This is a genomic window from Ornatilinea apprima, assembly GCF_001306115.1.
Classification (GTDB): domain Bacteria; phylum Chloroflexota; class Anaerolineae; order Anaerolineales; family Anaerolineaceae; genus Ornatilinea; species Ornatilinea apprima.
Window position 1 is genome coordinate 32,380 of record NZ_LGCL01000004.1, and the last position, 14,501, is coordinate 46,880.

The following is a 14,501-nucleotide window of genomic DNA, read 5'->3' on the forward strand; positions in this document are numbered from 1 at the left end:
GTTTTGCCTTTGATTCCTTGTAACCTTTGAGGCGTTTTGAACCCTTCTCTCTGCCCTCTCTGCCCTCCCACGGTGGACCTGGTGATTCCCATGTTCAATGAGGAAGCCGCCGCGGCCCTCTTTCACCAGCAGTTGAGCGAGGCCATCGCCGGGCTGCCTTACACCTTCAATATCTTATACGTCAACGACGGCTCGCGCGACCAGACCCAGGCCGTGCTGGAGCAGCTTGTCCAGGCCGACGCGCGCGTGCGCGTGATCGAACTCAGCCGCAACTTTGGGCACCAGGCCGCCCTCACCGCCGGGTTAGATCGTGCCTGCGGCGACTACACCATCACCCTCGACGGTGACGGCCAGCACCCCCCGGCGCTCATCTCCGAAATGCTGGCCCTGGCCGAACAGGGTTACGACATCGTGCTCACCCAGCGCGTGGAAGAGCAGGGCCTTACGCCCTTCAAACGCCTCACCTCGGCCCTCTTTTACCGGGTCATCAACCGCCTGGGCGAAACCCAAATTCTGCCCGGCGGTGCCGATTTTCGTCTGATGTCACGCGTGGTAGTTGAAAAGCTGCGCGGCATGCGCGAATATCACCGCTTTTTGCGCGGCATGGTGGCCTGGATGGGCTTCAAAACCATCATTCTGCCTTTCACCCCGCCCCAGCGCCTGGCCGGCGCCTCGAAGTATTCACTGCGAAAAATGCTGCGCCTGGGGATGAACGCCATCTTCTCCTTCTCCCTTATGCCCCTGTACGCCGCCGTCAGCATTGGTGCGCTGTTTCTGGTGCTGGCCCTCATCGAAGCCGTGTATGTGCTCAGTTTTTGGGTCACCGGCAACACCGCGCAACTGGCCCCCGGTTGGAGCTCGTTAATGTTCATGCTGTTGATCATTGGCGGCAGCCTGATGGTTACCCTGGGGCTGATCGGCATTTATATCGGCTATATCTTCCAGGAAGTCAAACAGCGCCCCATATACCTCATCCGCAAAGCGATCTCCCAGAAACCTCCCCATGATGAAAACCCTCTTGACCCGTCTGCGTAATTTTCAATTTCCAACCTGGAGCGTTCCGCTGGCTTTGCTGGCGGCCTGCGTGTTAAGCTACGGCATTCTCATCCCCTGGCTGGGATTTTACTGGGATGACTGGGCCTTTGTGTGGATCTCGCAAAAGCTGGGCGCGCCCGGCCTGACGCGCTATTTTTCCACCAACCGTCCGGTGTGGGGCTGGCTCTACCAGCTCACCACCCCGCTGCTGGGCGAGCAGCCCTGGCACTGGCAGACCTTCGCGCTGGTCTTCCGCTGGCTCACCGGCATGGGCGTGTGGTGGCTGGTGAATCTATTGTGGCCGCGCCGCAAAGACGCCGCCCTGTGGGCCAGCCTGCTGTTTGTGCTTTACCCCGGCTTTACCCAGCAGCATATTGCCATCACCTACGGGCACTTCTTTGTGGTGCTCAGCGCGCTGCTGATCTCCTTCTGCCTGACTGTGCTGGCCGTCAAAAATCCACAACGCGCCTGGCTGTACACCCCGCTGGCGCTGGTTCTGGCAGCGGCCAACCTGTTTATGATGGAATATTTCTTCATGCTCGAATTGCTGCGCCCGCTGGTGATCTGGCTGGCGCTGCCCGTCGAGAAGCAGAAGCGCCTGCGCCGCGCCGCCCTGGGGTGGATTCCCTATCTGCTGGTCTTTGTGGCGGCTTTCGTCTGGCGCACCTTTCTGTTCGAATATCAGAACCAGAACTACGAAAACGTGCTGCTGGCGCAACTGCGCGCGCAACCCCTTCAGGCTATCGCCGGGCTGGCGCTGGCCGTGCTGCGCGATTTTTTCACCACCGCCCTGGCCGCCTGGGGACGCGTCTTCTGGCTGCCCAACACCGTTGAACTAGGCCGCCGCACCACACAGGTGCTGGCGCTGCTGGTGGCCGCCAGCCTGGTGGGGCTGCTGGTGTATCTGCTGAAAACCAAACCCGAAGACGCGGACGACCACAAGCGGCGCGAGTCGCTGGCCATGCTGGCTTTTGGCCTGCTGGCGATGCTCTTCGCCGGCGCGCCTTTCTGGATGACCAACCTCACTCCTTCGCTGATCTACCCCTCCAACCGCTTCACTCTGCCCTTCATGCTGGGCAGCAGCCTGGCGCTGGCGGCGCTGCTCAACTGGCTGCCGGGTCCGCGCTGGTACAAAGCCGGGCTGGTAGGCGTTTTCGCCGCGCTGGCCATCGGCGTGCACTTTCAGTCGGCCAATGAGTTTCGCCGCTCGTGGGACGTTCAGCGCGGCCTCTTCTGGCAGCTCGCCTGGCGCATGCCCGCCCTGGAGCCCGGCACCACCCTGCTGACCAACGACCTGCCCACCGAGTTTTGCAGCGACAACTCGCTCACCTCGCCGCTCAATTGGCTGTTCGCCCCCGATAACAACAGCGCGCAGATGTCGTACATGCTCTACTTCCCCACCGTGCGCCTCGAGCTGGGCCTCAAAGACCTGCGCCCCGGCCTGCCCATTGAGCAGAATTACCTGGCCTCCACCTTCAGCGGCAGCACGTCGGACGTGGTGGCGGTGCAGTACGCGCCCCCGGCCTGCCTGCGCGTGCTGGACCCTGAAATTGAGCCACTCAACAAGATGATCCCCGAGCTGATGCGCGTCTCCGCCGAGCTGACCGACACGGCGCGCATCAACGCCGTTCCCGCAGACCAGTCCGCCCGCCCGCCCGCCGCCATTTTCGGCAGCGAACCGGCGCACAATTGGTGTTATTATTATCAAAAGGCCGACCTGGCGCGCCAGTTGGGGGATTGGCCGCAGGTAGCCGCCCTGGGAGACGAGGCCTTTGCCCTGGGTGATTACCCCAACGACCCGATGGAACGCCTGCCATTCATTGAAGGCTACGCCCACACCGGCAGTTGGGAGCGCGCCCTGGAACTCAGCCGTGAATCCCAGGCGATTACCCCCTTTATGCAGGAACCGCTCTGCCGTCTGTGGCAGCGTATTGACAACCAGACGCCCGCGTCACCCGAAAAAGACACCGCCCTGACAACCGCGCTGGGCGAGCTGGGCTGCGGCGCGAGCCAGTAATCTGAATTCAGGAGGGACGTTATGAAATTTCTCATCACCGGCGGGGCCGGGTATATTGGCAGCACCATCGCTTCGGCGCTGATCGACAGCGGCCACACCCCCGTCATTCTCGATTCGCTGGTCCGCGGGCGGGTTGAGTTTACCCGCGACCGCATCTTCTACCAGGGCGACATTGCCGACCGGGCGCTGATTGAGCGTATTTTCAAAGAGCACCCCGATATTCAAGCCACCGTGCACTGCGCCGCGCTGATCATCGTGCCCGAGTCGACCGCCATGCCCTACGAATATTACCGTGAGAACGTGTCCAAATCAGTGGAGCTGTTCAAAACCCTCTCCGACCTGGGCTACGGCAAGGTGGTCTTCAGCTCTTCTGCTTCGCTCTACGACACCGTGCCGGGTTATATGGTGGTGGAAGATTCACCGCTGCGCCCCGGCAGCCCCTACGCGCGCACCAAGTACATGATGGAAATGGTGCTGAAAGACTTCTGCGCCGCCTATAACATGAAAGGCATCGCCCTGCGCTACTTCAACCCCATCGGCGCCGACCCGAAAATGCGCACCGGCCTGCAGATCCGCTACCCCTCGCTGGTGATTGGCAAGCTGGTACAGACCGCCCTGGGTGAGCTGGACGAGTTTCTCATCACCGGCACCGGTTGGCCCACGCGAGATGGCACGGGCATCCGCGATTATGTGCACGTCTGGGATCTGGCGCAAGCACATGTGAAAGCCATCACCGACTTCGACGCGGTGTTCGAGCGCGCCGGAAACCCGACCGACAACTACCTGGTAATCAACCTGGGCACCGGCAACGGAGTGACGGTCAAAGAGCTGCTCAGCGCCTTTGAACGCGTCTACGGGCAGGAGATCAACAAGCGCGAAGCGCCCCCGCGCCCCGGCGACGTGGCCGGCGCTTACGCCAACCGCGACCGCGCCAAGGCCCTGTTGGGCTGGGAGCCGCAGCTCAGCATTGAGCAGTGCATTGCAGACGCGCTCAAATGGGGCGAGCTGCGCAACAGCATTTTGCATTGGGACGATTAACCCGAGTGAATTGAGAAAACCGGTCTCCCCTTATTGAAGGGAGACCGGTTTTTAAGTCTTTTTTCGCTATGATTTTCAAGGACAGGTAGGGTGGGTGCAGGGGCGCGAGGATGTTGGCACTTTGGCAAGTTGGCAGCCCCGAAACCCACCAATCAGCATATCTGGATTCAACGGCGGGTTTCGGGCGGGGACAAAATGGTTTTAACGCAATCCAGGTCATCCGACCCAAAAACATACTTGTAGGTCGGCTTGAGCGGCGGGGGGATTGGTGAAGGTGAATGGCATGATCGCCGCGCGAAAGCCGACGATTCCGTAATTGATAAGCAAGGTTGGCAATACGTAGACCCCATCCCGGCCTTCCCCGGCAAGCCAGGGAAGGTGCCTTGGGGTTGAGGCCCGGCTTCTTTCGTGGGGGCGGACGGCCGTCCGCCCCATGAAACCAAACCCCCTCCCTGAAATGCCTTTTCCAGCATGTTGGGATGGGCTTGGGGTGGGGTCCGCATCCTGCCGAAGCCAATCCGCCCCGCGCGTGAGGAAAAAAACCATCTGTTTGCCTGACAATTTGATCAAAAACGTTTGTTTTTTTAATTCAGTCTCTGTATAATATTTTCACATCACGAATTATTGGCTTATCTGAATAGCTGGGTCGCCTTTAATGGTGGAACGCTCTTACTGTATCCGTTACCTTTCGTCAGAAAGACGCCTGAATGAGCTGTTTATCTCCTGGCCTTCTCTACCCGCCATTTTTCCACAAGATAAGAACAACCTGTAAACCACCTTACGCGAAAGGGGTCTAGTCAACATGCCGGAAAAACCGGACCTTAAACGTATCCTTAACCGCACGATAGAAGCCCTGCTCCCCCTGGTTGGCTTGCTGCTGGCCCTGTTGATTGGCGCCGGAATGCTGCTCGCGCTGGAAGTCAACCCACTGGTTGCATACAGTGCGCTCATCGACGGCGCAGTCGGTGGCACATCCAGCATCACCCAAACACTGGTCAAAGCCACCCCGCTGCTGCTGGTTGGCCTGGGCGTGGTTATCTCCTATCGTGGGGGTGTGATCAACATCGGTGGCGAAGGGCAGCTGATTGTGGGCGCCCTGGCTGCCACCGCCCTGGCGATTGGCTTCAACCACCTGCCGCGTATCATCCTGCTGCCGTCCTGCCTGATTGTGGGGGCGGCAGCGGGTGCGTTATGGGGTGGCATCCCCGGCTTGCTTAAGTCTCGCATGGAAGTGAACGAGATCTTGAGCACGGTGATGATGAACGCCATTGCCCTGCAGTTCTCCAACTTTCTGCTGCGCGGCCCCATGATTGACCCGGCCGAGATCGAAGCCGGCACGCGCATCGCCCAATCGGCGCTGCTGCCCGAAGCGGCCTGGCTTACCCGCCTGGTTCCCAAAACCCTGCTGCACAGCGGCGCTATTCTGGCGGTGATTTTGGCCGTGGCGGTGTACGTCTTCCTGTGGCGCACCACCATCGGCTACCGCATCCGCGCCGTGGGGCTTAACCCGCACGCCAGCCGCTACGCCGGCATCAACGTGCCCTTCTATCAGGCCATCTCCCTCACCCTGGGCGGCCTGTTCGCCGGGCTGGCCGGCGCGGTGGAAGTGATGGGCGTGCAGCACCGCATGCTCGAAGGCCTTTCGGGCGGCTACGGCTTCTCTGGCATTGTGGCCGCCCTCTTCGGCCAACTGCACCCGCTGGGAACCATCCCGGCCTCGGTGCTGTTTGGCGGCTTAATTGTGGGCGGCAATAAAATGCAGCGAGCGGTGCAGGTGCCTTCCTCGCTCATCACCGCCATGTTGGGATTAATGGTTCTATTTGTGGTGAGTGCCAACATCTGGGCGCGCGTGCGCGCCCGCAGGAGGGAAATGCATGAGTAATCTCTTTACCTTACCCGTCCTGTTAGGCATTCTGTATTCGGGAATCCGTCTGGCAACCCCATATCTCTACGCCGCCATTGGCGAAACCTTCGCGCAGCGCTCGGGGGTGCTCAACCTGGGTGTTGAAGGCATCATGCTGATGGGCGCGTATACCGGCTTTCTGGTGGCGCAAAAAAGCGGCAATCTGTGGCTGGGGCTGCTGGCCGCGGCGGCCACCGGCCTGTTGATGGGATTGATGATGGCCGTTGTCAGCGTTACTTTGCAGGCTGAACAGGGCATCAGCGGCATTGGCTTGCAGTTATTTGGGTTAGGCCTCTCTACTCTGCTTTACAAGAAAACGTTGGGCGGGGTTGAATCGATTACCGGCTTCCAGCCCATTAAAATTCCACTGTTGGGCGACCTGCCCTATGTGGGCGATGTGCTTTTCAGGCACAATCTGCTGGTCTACGGCGCGTTCCTGCTGGTGCCGGTGGCCGCTTTCATCCTTAATAAAACCACGTTTGGCCTCAAAGTCCGCGCAGTGGGGCAGAACCCGCAAGCCGCCGACACCCTGGGTGTTAATGTCACCCGTATTCGCTATACCACAGTGATGATTGGGGGTACCCTGGCCGGTATTGCCGGGGCGTCGCTTTCAATCGCTCTGATTAACCTCTTTCAAGAGAACATGACCAACGGCATGGGGTTCATTGCCGTGGCGCTGGTCTATTTTGGCAGCTGGCGTCCGTTGGGTGTGCTGGGCGGCGCGCTGCTCTTCAGCTTTGTCAACGCCCTGCAGTTGTGGGTGCAGGTGCTGGGCATTCCGCTGCCGTCCGATATTGCGGTGATGATGCCTTACCTGCTGACGATTTTCGCGCTCGCGGTATCGGTTAATCGCACCAGCAAACCCGCGGCGCTGACCAAACCGTTCCAGCGCGGCGAAAGCTGATGGCTAGCCATCGATCAAAAGGAGGGAACCCGAAGAAAAAATGTCGTTTGCTTTCTCTTACCCAACTGTTATTTGCTCAACCCTAATCAGGAGGAAGAAAATCGTATGAAGTCCAAATTGTTTGTTGGCGTTGTATTGATGGTCTTGCTGGCTGTGATGGTAGCCGGCTGCGCGGCCCCCACACCCGAAGTAATCGAAAAAGAGGTTACCCGTGTAGTGGAAGGCGAAAAAGTAGTGGAAGAAGTGGTGGTAACCGCTACGCCAGCCCCCGAAGTGAAAGAGACCTTCCGTGTCGCTGTGGTGATGCCCAGCTCGATCACCGACATGGCCTTCAGCCAGTCCTTCTATGAGGGCCTGCTGAAAGTGCAAGAAGAGATGGGCGGCCCCCAGGCAATGGAAATTGCCTACTCGGAAGGCATGTTCAACGTGCCGGATGCCGCCGCGGCCCTGCGCGACTACGCCTCAGAGGGTTACGACCTGGTGGTTGCCCACGGTTCGCAGTACGGCACCTCGCTGTCGCAAGTGGCCCCCGACTTCCCCGACACCAGCTTTGCCTGGGGTACTTCGATTGACACCTTCCAGGCCCAGGGCATTGAGAACGTGTTTGCTTACCAGGCTGAAGCCCAGGAAGGCGGCTACGTTCTGGGCACCATCGCCGCCCTGATGTCGGAAAGCGGCGTGCTGGGCGTGAGCGGACCGGTGGAAGCCGGCGACGCCAAACTGTATGTGGACGGCTTCGCCGCTGGCGCGAAATCTGCCAACCCGAACGTGAATGTGCAGATCTCTTACACGGGCTCCTTCTCGGATGTTTCGCTGATGGCCACCGCCGCCGAAACCCACATGAGCGCCGGTGCCGACATGCTCACCGGCTCTTCGCAGTCGGTGGTGGGCGCGATTGGCATTGCCAAAGACAACGGCGGCAAGTGGTTCGGCACCCAGTGGGATCAGACCGCTCTGGCCCCCGATACCGTCGTAGCCAGCCAGGTGTATGACTGGACCGGTATCATCAAAGACATGATCGAAAGCCACAACGCCGGTGTGATGGGCGGTAAAGCCTACACCCTCACCTTCAAGAACGGCGGTCTGGTGATCGCCTACAACCCGGCGATTGAAGTTCCCGCCGAGATCAAAGCCGCGGCCGACGCTGCCATCCAGGGCATTATGGACGGCACCATCGATCCGCTGGCGGTTGCCGAGTAATTTCTTTTGCTGCGCACGCGCCGGTCAGCTTCGGCTGACCGGCCGTTCTCAGGGCTGCGGTGCCGAGCCGCACGGCAGCCGCGGGAACGGATACCTTTCAATATTGGAAGAGGATAGAAAGCCATGACCAATTTGCTGCCTACCGGCCAGGAACGCATTGAACATCTTGAAATGGTGAATATTGTTAAACGCTTCCCCGGCGTGTTGGCCAATGATCACGTTAACTTTGATGTCAGAGCTGGAGAGATCCACACCCTGCTGGGCGAAAACGGCGCGGGGAAAAGCACCCTGATGAAGCAGCTCTACGGCCTGTACCGCCCGGACGAAGGCCAGATCATCATTAACGGCGTCGAACACCAGTTCCGCTCCCCGCAAGACGCGATTAATGCCGGCATCGGCATGATCCACCAGCACTTCATGCTGGTGCCAGAGCTAACCGTGCTGGAAAACGTGGCTCTGGGGTTGAAATCTTCGCGCGGATTCATGCTCGACCTGGACGTGGTGGAAAAACGCCTGATGCAGCTGGAAGAGCAGTACGGTCTGCATGTAGATCCGCAAGCCTATGTGTGGCAGCTGGCCGTGGGCGAGCAGCAGCGCGTCGAGATTCTCAAAGCGCTCTACCGCGGCGCGGCCCTGCTGATCCTCGATGAGCCGACCGCCGTGCTGACCCCGCAGGAAGTGGATGAATTCTTCGTCACCCTGCGCCAGATGGCCAAAGACGGGCACGCGCTGATTTTTATTTCCCATAAACTGCACGAGGTGCTGGCTATCAGCCACCGCATCACCGTGCTGCGCGACGGCAAAGTTGTCAACCAGTGCTGCCCCGATGGTGTCTCGAAAACCGACCTGGCCGAGATGATGGTGGGACGCCCGGTGATCTTGCAGTATGACCGCGCACCGATACAGCGTGGCCAGACCGCTTTGCAAATCAAAGACCTGGTTGTGGGTGGAGACCGCGGCACCGACGCCCTGAAAGGTGTGTCGCTGGAGGTGCACGCGGGTGAAATTGTGGGACTGGCGGGTGTCTCGGGCAACGGGCAGCGTGAGCTGGCCGAAGCCCTGGCGGGACTGCGCCCGGTGAAGAGCGGGCAGATTCTCATCGACGGGAAAGAACTTACCCACGCTTCGCCCGCCCAGCGCATTCTGGCCGGCCAATCCTACATTCCCGAAGAGCGCATGCGCGAAGGCGCGATTAAAGACTTCAGCGTGGCCGACAACTATATTCTCGAAGACCACGGCAAGCAACCGTTTTCGCGCGGCATTTTCCTCGATTTCAACGCCATCGAGCGCGAAACCCGCACCAAAGTGGAGGAGTACAACGTTAAAACCCCTACCATCCAGACCCCGCTGAAGAGCCTTTCGGGAGGCAACATTCAAAAGCTGATTTTGGCGCGCGAGCTGAGCCGCTCCCCCAAAGTGCTGATCGCCTCACAGCCCACCCGCGGCGTGGATATTGGCGCGACTGAATACATCCACCACCGCCTGCTCGACCAGCGCGAAGGCACTGTTAACCAGGAAAACAAGCGCGTGCTGAGCGACCGCGAATTTATTCAGCAGGAAATTCTGGACCAGCGCCACTCTGGCACGGCCACCCTGCTTATCTCTGAAGACCTGGATGAGATTCGCGCCCTGTCTGACCGCATCGCGGTCATCTTTGCCGGCGAAATTGTGGGCATCGTTGACGGGCCCACCTCCACCCCCGAACAGTTGGGATTGATGATGGCCGGGGTGCGCCCTGACCAGGATTGAGACTGTGGATAACTTCTTTCATTCTGTGGATAACCGGCCAGAAATTGTGTAAAACCCGGCCAGATTCGGGGAATGAATTGCGGATAAATCGTGGATAGAGCGGCGCGCGCGGTGGATAACCCGCGCGCCTTTTTTTGCGCCTTTGCGGCCCGCGCGCGGTTCGTTTGCCGACCCGCTGTTGGTTATTTCATGTTTGCGCCACGGTAAAAAAGCAGTTTCCCGGCCAGCCCTGGCCTCTGCAAAACCCGCTTTTTTTTATCCGGCAGCTGTGGATAACTATGTCAAAATTGTGGATAACCTCACTGCGCATGTGGAAACTCTGCCGCGCAGCGCGGGAAATATCCGCATATATGCGGACATTGCAATTTTTTACCCCCCATATCTGGGGGAAACTTGGGAAAACAGCGATTCCCCACGCGCCTGCCATTTGTGGAAAAACCCGCCAAAACTGTGGATAACTTCTGCGAATCTGGTGGATAACCACCTCAGAATCTTGTGGAAAACTGACCTTTCGATGGCTAAACCTGCCCTCGCCCGTGGAAAACACAGCGCGCGAGGTGGAAAACCATCCACAACTCGTGGAAAAAACACCGCCAGCCTGTGGATAAACTGGCGATTATCTGTGGATAACTGGTAATTTAAGTGGAAAAAATATTCGAAGAATCAGCCCTGGCGGTTGACCTCGCTGACCAACAGATCCAGCGCCAGGTCAAAATCCATCTGGCTGGTTTTCACCGCTTCGTCCACGTCCAGCAGGCGGTGATACACGCTCTCCAACCGCTTCATGGAGAAGCGCCGTGCCTGGGATGCCATTTTCTCAGCCACAAAACGGGCCGCGCCCAGCTCTTTTTGAATCAGGTCCAGCCCGCCGCCCTCATCCATCACCTCTCTGGCTTGCAGCAGCAGGCGAAACTGGCGCACAATCATGCCAAATACAGAGAAGGGGTCTTCCTGCTCCAGCAAGGTTTGCAGGAGGCGCATCGCGGCGCGCTCGTCACCCTGGCCCAGCGCGTCCACCAGATCAAACACGCTGGCCTGGTGCGCCGCGGAGGTGAGCAGCAGCACATCGTCTTCCTCCACCGCGCGCGCGAAATCGACATAGGTCAGCAGCTTCTCAATTTCAAGGGTGGCCACCCGCGTGTCGTTACCAATCTGGTCGGCCAGGGCCTGAGCCGCCGCCGGGTGAAACGTCCCGCCCAGTTCCACCGCTTTTTGCTGCACCCAGGCGCGCATGCCCGCGCCGGTGGGCAGGCGGAACTCGCTCACCGCCACCGACTGCGCTGTGGAAGCAACCCACTTCATCAGCCAGTGACTGTCTTTGAGCACATCCCATACCACCGTCCACTCGCCGCCCACTTTCTTGTTGCGGTACGTATCTTCGATCAGCAAATAGAATGCCGTGGTGGGCGGCAGGCTGTCCAGCAGGCGGGTAAAGCGCTCGCGGGCTGCCGGTGAGGTGAGGCGCGCCAGGGGATGGGTGAGAATCACCAGGCGGCGCTCGGCCAAAAAGGGCAGCGAGCTGGCCGCCATGTGGATTTCATCTTCACTGACGCTGCGCCCGTCGAGGCGCGCCGTATTCAGGTCCGCCATACCGGGGTCGCCCAACGACTGGGCGGCCTCATTCACTTTTTGCGCCATGGCGTAGGTATCGTCGCCGTGCAGAATGCATACCACCGGTTGGGACTGCTGCGCCATCAGGCTTGCCCTTTCCGCGATGATTGGGCTTGCTGCGTGACCACGCGGTGAACGGGAGTGCCGTTGCGCTGCAGGCGCACAATCTCAAACACGCGCAGGTCGCCCAGGCGCGGTTCGGTGGTAACGGCGCGCTGCATTTTCGGTCCCAGCGGGTGAGCGAGCAGCAGCGCCAGGGTGGAAAGCCCCACCACCAGCGGCCAGCGCTCCAGGCTGCTTTTCACATTGCGCGTGCCCAGCATTCCCAACCAGGCCGCGCTGCCCGCCGCCAACCCGGAGACAACAAAATTCGTCCCGCAGGTGGGGTGCACCGCCAGGCTGTACTCGCCCGCTTTCAGACGGCTGAGGGCCTCATCGACGGCTTCTTGCAGCGCGTCGGTGGACAACGCGCCGAAAACCCAGAAACCGCGAAAATCGGAGTAGCCGGCCAGGTTGAGGCGCGGTTGTTTAAGGCTGAGAATCCGCAGCGTGGCGTGCTCCAACGCGTGATTGCGCCGCACGGCCGTCAGCGGGTTGAATTGCAGAATGGATTTTAAGGTAGACATGGAAACCCTCTCTTTGTGCTTCTGTAGTCTAATTGTACTATCAACTAGGCCACGCGCCCAAAAAAAGAACGGGCGCAAGGCCTCGCACCACTACCGGGATTGGGGCTGCCAATCACCTTCATGGGTAGGGTGGGTGAAAAGCGGAAACACCGCTTCAAAGGTAAACCAACGTCATGCCCGCCTGAAACCCACCAATGTGTTTTTTACCGGCGGGTTTCGGGCGGGGACAAATGGTTTTGATTCACAGCAGATTGTCCGCCCTCTACCCGCCCTACAAGAAATTTCCGGTCTCCGGTAAGGGCGGATGGCCGCCTGAAATGCGGTTGCCGGCGCGCCCAACTGCCTGTATAATCACCATCATCCCACCCCTGGACGGATGACCATGCCCCTTCCGCGACTGCAAATCATGCCCCAACGCCTGGCTGTGGCGCGCCTTGACCCCGCCGCAGACATACCCGCCTGGCTGCCACGCGAGGGCTTCCTTTCCATCACTCGCACCAGCGACGAACTCTCCATCGTCGTCGACGAGCAGGCCCTGCCCGGCCGCGTCACCGCCGAGACCGGCTGGCGCATACTGAAGGTGCTGGGACCGCTGGATTTTTCGCTGGTGGGCGTGCTGGCCTCGCTGGCCAACCCCCTGGCCGCCGCCGGGGTGAGCATTTTCGCCATCTCCACCTACGACACTGACTACCTGCTGGTGCGCGAGGCGCAGTTTGCGCTGGCGCTGGCCGCCCTGGCCGAGGCCGGGTTTGATCTGTTGCCCCTCTGACCCCCGCGCGGGATGGTACAATAACGCCAGCGATTCGAGAATCGGAGAACAATGAGCCTACCCATTTTACCCGTTGGAAAATTACCCATCTCCCTGCTCCAGCAGGTGATTAAAGAAGCCCCCCAACTGGATGAGCGCATCCTGCTGGGGCCGGGCATCGGTATGGACTGCGCCGTGATCGACCTGGGCAGCCGCTGCCTGGTGATTAAATCCGACCCCATCACCTTTGCCAGCGACCAGATCGGTTGGTACGCGGTGCAGATCAACGCCAACGACATCGCCACCACCGGCGCAGAGCCAAAATGGTTCTCCTGCACCCTGCTGCTGCCCGAAGGCAAAACCACCCCCGCGGATGTGCTCGAAATCAGCCGCCAGATCAACCAGGCCTGCCGCGATTTGGGCATCTCGGTGGTGGGCGGGCACACCGAAATCACCTACAACCTCGACCGCCCGCTGGTGCTGGGCACCCTGATCGGCGAGGTGGAAAAAGAGCGCCTGGTTACCCCGCGCGGCGCGCAGCCCGGCGACGTGGTACTGCTCACCAAGGGCGTGCCGGTAGAGGCCGTGTCCATTCTGGCGCGCGAATTTGCCGCGCCGCTGCGGGCGATATTGAGCGAAGAAGAAATCCAGACCGCCGCCGGCTACCTCACCAACCCCGGCATCGGCATCACCCGTGACGCGCGCATCGCCATGCAGGCCGGGCGGGTGCACGCCATGCACGACCCCACCGAAGGCGGTCTGGCCGCCGCCCTGTGGGAGCTGGCCGACGCCAGCGCCACCAGCCTGGTGATTGAGCGTGAGGCGGTGCATATTCTGCCGCTGGGCGCGCGCATTTGCCAATTCTTCAAACTCGACCCGCTGGCCACTATCGCCTCAGGCGCGCTGCTGCTCACCGCCCCCGAAGCGGACGCCTCAGCCATCATTAGCGCCCTGCAGGCCGAAGGCATTCAATGCGCCGCCATCGGGCGCGTGCACCCCGGCCCGTCTGCCGTGCATGAGATTGTGGAAGGCCGCACCACCCTGCTCAAGCGCCCGGAACGCGACGACATCGGGCGCGTCTACACCCAGGAGTAAGCGCATGTCTGACTTTCCGCCTCCGGTACCGCTGCCCGCGTCCTATTGGGTCGAACCAGGCCGCTTCCTGGCCGGCGAATACCCCGCCTCGCGCTATTTTGACGAGCAAACTCGCACCACCCTCGGCAGCCTGCTCGACGCGGGCATCACCTGTTTTATTAACCTGACCGAAGACGGCGAGCTGCCCCCCTACGAGAAAATTCTGCAAGAACAGGCTGGTTGGCGCGGCGTGGAAGTGAACACGCACCATTTTCCCATTCAAAATTACGGCCTGCCTACCCGCGCGCAGATGAAAGAGATTCTCAACGCGCTGGACGAAGCCCTTGCCAGCGGCCAGTCCGTCTACCTGCACTGCTGGGGCGGCATCGGCCGCACCGGTACCGTGGTGGGCTGCTGGCTGGTGCGCCACGGACTGAGCGGCCAGGCCGCACTGAAGCGTATTCAATCCCTGCGGCTGGCGGTCCCCGGCGGGTATGCCTCACCTGAGACGGACGCCCAGGTGGAATTTGTGGAATTCTGGAAAGAATAAACAAAAAGAATGCCCCCGGTCGCTTGATCCGGGGGCATTGTGATTC

Annotated in this window: 12 protein-coding genes; 10 read left to right on the forward strand and 2 right to left on the reverse strand. The window is 60.3% G+C overall.

The features are described 5' to 3' along the window. Window positions 1-36 precede the first annotated feature (36 nt). The 7 genes from ADN00_RS01510 (at window position 37) to ADN00_RS01545 (ending at window position 9,846) form a co-directional block, all read left to right on the forward strand. Window positions 37-1,035 carry a glycosyltransferase family 2 protein gene (locus tag ADN00_RS01510; RefSeq protein WP_152966216.1) on the forward strand — a complete coding sequence of 333 codons (999 nt, stop codon included), beginning with the start codon at window positions 37-39 and terminating at the stop codon, window positions 1,033-1,035. Then, window positions 1,004-3,052 carry a hypothetical protein gene (locus ADN00_RS01515; RefSeq protein WP_075061191.1) on the forward strand — a complete coding sequence of 683 codons (2,049 nt, stop codon included), beginning with the start codon at window positions 1,004-1,006 and terminating at the stop codon, window positions 3,050-3,052. Before ADN00_RS01510 ends, ADN00_RS01515 begins: the two co-directional genes overlap by 32 nt. A gap of 21 nt (window positions 3,053-3,073) precedes the next feature. Next, entirely contained in the window at window positions 3,074-4,090 is a 1,017-nt protein-coding gene (gene galE / locus ADN00_RS01520) for a UDP-glucose 4-epimerase GalE (RefSeq protein WP_075061192.1), read from the forward strand. A gap of 802 nt (window positions 4,091-4,892) precedes the next feature. Next, window positions 4,893-5,972 (forward strand): ABC transporter permease, encoded by a 1,080-nt coding sequence (locus tag ADN00_RS01530; RefSeq protein WP_075061194.1) that lies wholly within the window; start codon window positions 4,893-4,895, stop codon window positions 5,970-5,972. Beyond that, a complete protein-coding gene (locus tag ADN00_RS01535; RefSeq protein ID WP_075061195.1) occupies window positions 5,965-6,897 on the forward strand; it encodes an ABC transporter permease in 933 nt (310 codons plus the stop codon). Before ADN00_RS01530 ends, ADN00_RS01535 begins: the two co-directional genes overlap by 8 nt. Window positions 6,898-7,002: 105 nt before the next feature. Continuing rightward, complete coding sequence (locus tag ADN00_RS01540) at window positions 7,003-8,097, forward strand: BMP family protein (protein WP_075061196.1); 1,095 nt, start codon at window positions 7,003-7,005, stop codon at window positions 8,095-8,097. Between the two features lie 123 nt (window positions 8,098-8,220). Beyond that, on the forward strand, window positions 8,221-9,846 hold the full coding sequence (locus tag ADN00_RS01545; RefSeq protein ID WP_075061197.1) for an ABC transporter ATP-binding protein: 1,626 nt from the start codon (window positions 8,221-8,223) through the stop codon (window positions 9,844-9,846). Between the two features lie 663 nt (window positions 9,847-10,509). Here the strand turns inward: ADN00_RS01545 and holA are convergent. Both holA and ADN00_RS01560 read right to left on the reverse strand, forming a co-directional pair. Then, the gene (holA, locus tag ADN00_RS01555; protein WP_075061199.1) at window positions 10,510-11,541 is read right to left on the reverse strand and encodes a DNA polymerase III subunit delta; all 1,032 of its coding nucleotides are present in this window, start codon (window positions 11,539-11,541) and stop codon (window positions 10,510-10,512) included. Then, window positions 11,541-12,083, reverse strand: coding sequence for a DUF6391 domain-containing protein (locus tag ADN00_RS01560; protein WP_075061200.1), 543 nt, complete (start codon window positions 12,081-12,083; stop codon window positions 11,541-11,543). The genes holA and ADN00_RS01560 overlap by 1 nt, the downstream gene beginning before the upstream one ends. A gap of 382 nt (window positions 12,084-12,465) precedes the next feature. Between ADN00_RS01560 and ADN00_RS01565 the strand changes: the two genes are divergently transcribed. Genes ADN00_RS01565 through ADN00_RS01575 form a run of 3 tightly spaced genes read left to right on the forward strand, consistent with a single transcriptional unit; the run spans window position 12,466 to window position 14,455 of the window. Continuing rightward, window positions 12,466-12,852 (forward strand): ACT domain-containing protein, encoded by a 387-nt coding sequence (locus ADN00_RS01565; RefSeq protein WP_075061201.1) that lies wholly within the window; start codon window positions 12,466-12,468, stop codon window positions 12,850-12,852. 51 nt (window positions 12,853-12,903) lie between these two features. Continuing rightward, the gene (locus ADN00_RS01570) at window positions 12,904-13,926 is read left to right on the forward strand and encodes an AIR synthase family protein (protein WP_075061202.1); all 1,023 of its coding nucleotides are present in this window, start codon (window positions 12,904-12,906) and stop codon (window positions 13,924-13,926) included. Window positions 13,927-13,930: 4 nt separating this feature from the next. Further along, the gene (locus ADN00_RS01575) at window positions 13,931-14,455 is read left to right on the forward strand and encodes a protein-tyrosine phosphatase family protein (RefSeq protein WP_160317449.1); all 525 of its coding nucleotides are present in this window, start codon (window positions 13,931-13,933) and stop codon (window positions 14,453-14,455) included. Window positions 14,456-14,501: the final 46 nt, after the last annotated feature.

Excerpts from the sequence above, each read along its gene's own strand:
- ADN00_RS01515 (WP_075061191.1), top strand. The coding sequence starts at position 1,004 with ATGATGAAAACCCTCTTGACCCGTCTGCGTAATTTTCAATTTCCAACC.
- galE (WP_075061192.1), top strand. The coding sequence starts at position 3,074 with ATGAAATTTCTCATCACCGGCGGGGCCGGGTATATTGGCAGCACCATC.
- ADN00_RS01530 (WP_075061194.1), top strand. The coding sequence starts at position 4,893 with ATGCCGGAAAAACCGGACCTTAAACGTATCCTTAACCGCACGATAGAA.
- ADN00_RS01535 (WP_075061195.1), top strand. The coding sequence starts at position 5,965 with ATGAGTAATCTCTTTACCTTACCCGTCCTGTTAGGCATTCTGTATTCG.
- ADN00_RS01540 (WP_075061196.1), top strand. The coding sequence starts at position 7,003 with ATGAAGTCCAAATTGTTTGTTGGCGTTGTATTGATGGTCTTGCTGGCT.
- ADN00_RS01545 (WP_075061197.1), top strand. The coding sequence starts at position 8,221 with ATGACCAATTTGCTGCCTACCGGCCAGGAACGCATTGAACATCTTGAA.
- holA (WP_075061199.1), bottom strand. The coding sequence starts at position 11,541 with ATGGCGCAGCAGTCCCAACCGGTGGTATGCATTCTGCACGGCGACGAT.
- ADN00_RS01560 (WP_075061200.1), bottom strand. The coding sequence starts at position 12,083 with ATGTCTACCTTAAAATCCATTCTGCAATTCAACCCGCTGACGGCCGTG.
- ADN00_RS01565 (WP_075061201.1), top strand. The coding sequence starts at position 12,466 with ATGCCCCTTCCGCGACTGCAAATCATGCCCCAACGCCTGGCTGTGGCG.
- ADN00_RS01570 (WP_075061202.1), top strand. The coding sequence starts at position 12,904 with ATGAGCCTACCCATTTTACCCGTTGGAAAATTACCCATCTCCCTGCTC.
- ADN00_RS01575 (WP_160317449.1), top strand. The coding sequence starts at position 13,931 with ATGTCTGACTTTCCGCCTCCGGTACCGCTGCCCGCGTCCTATTGGGTC.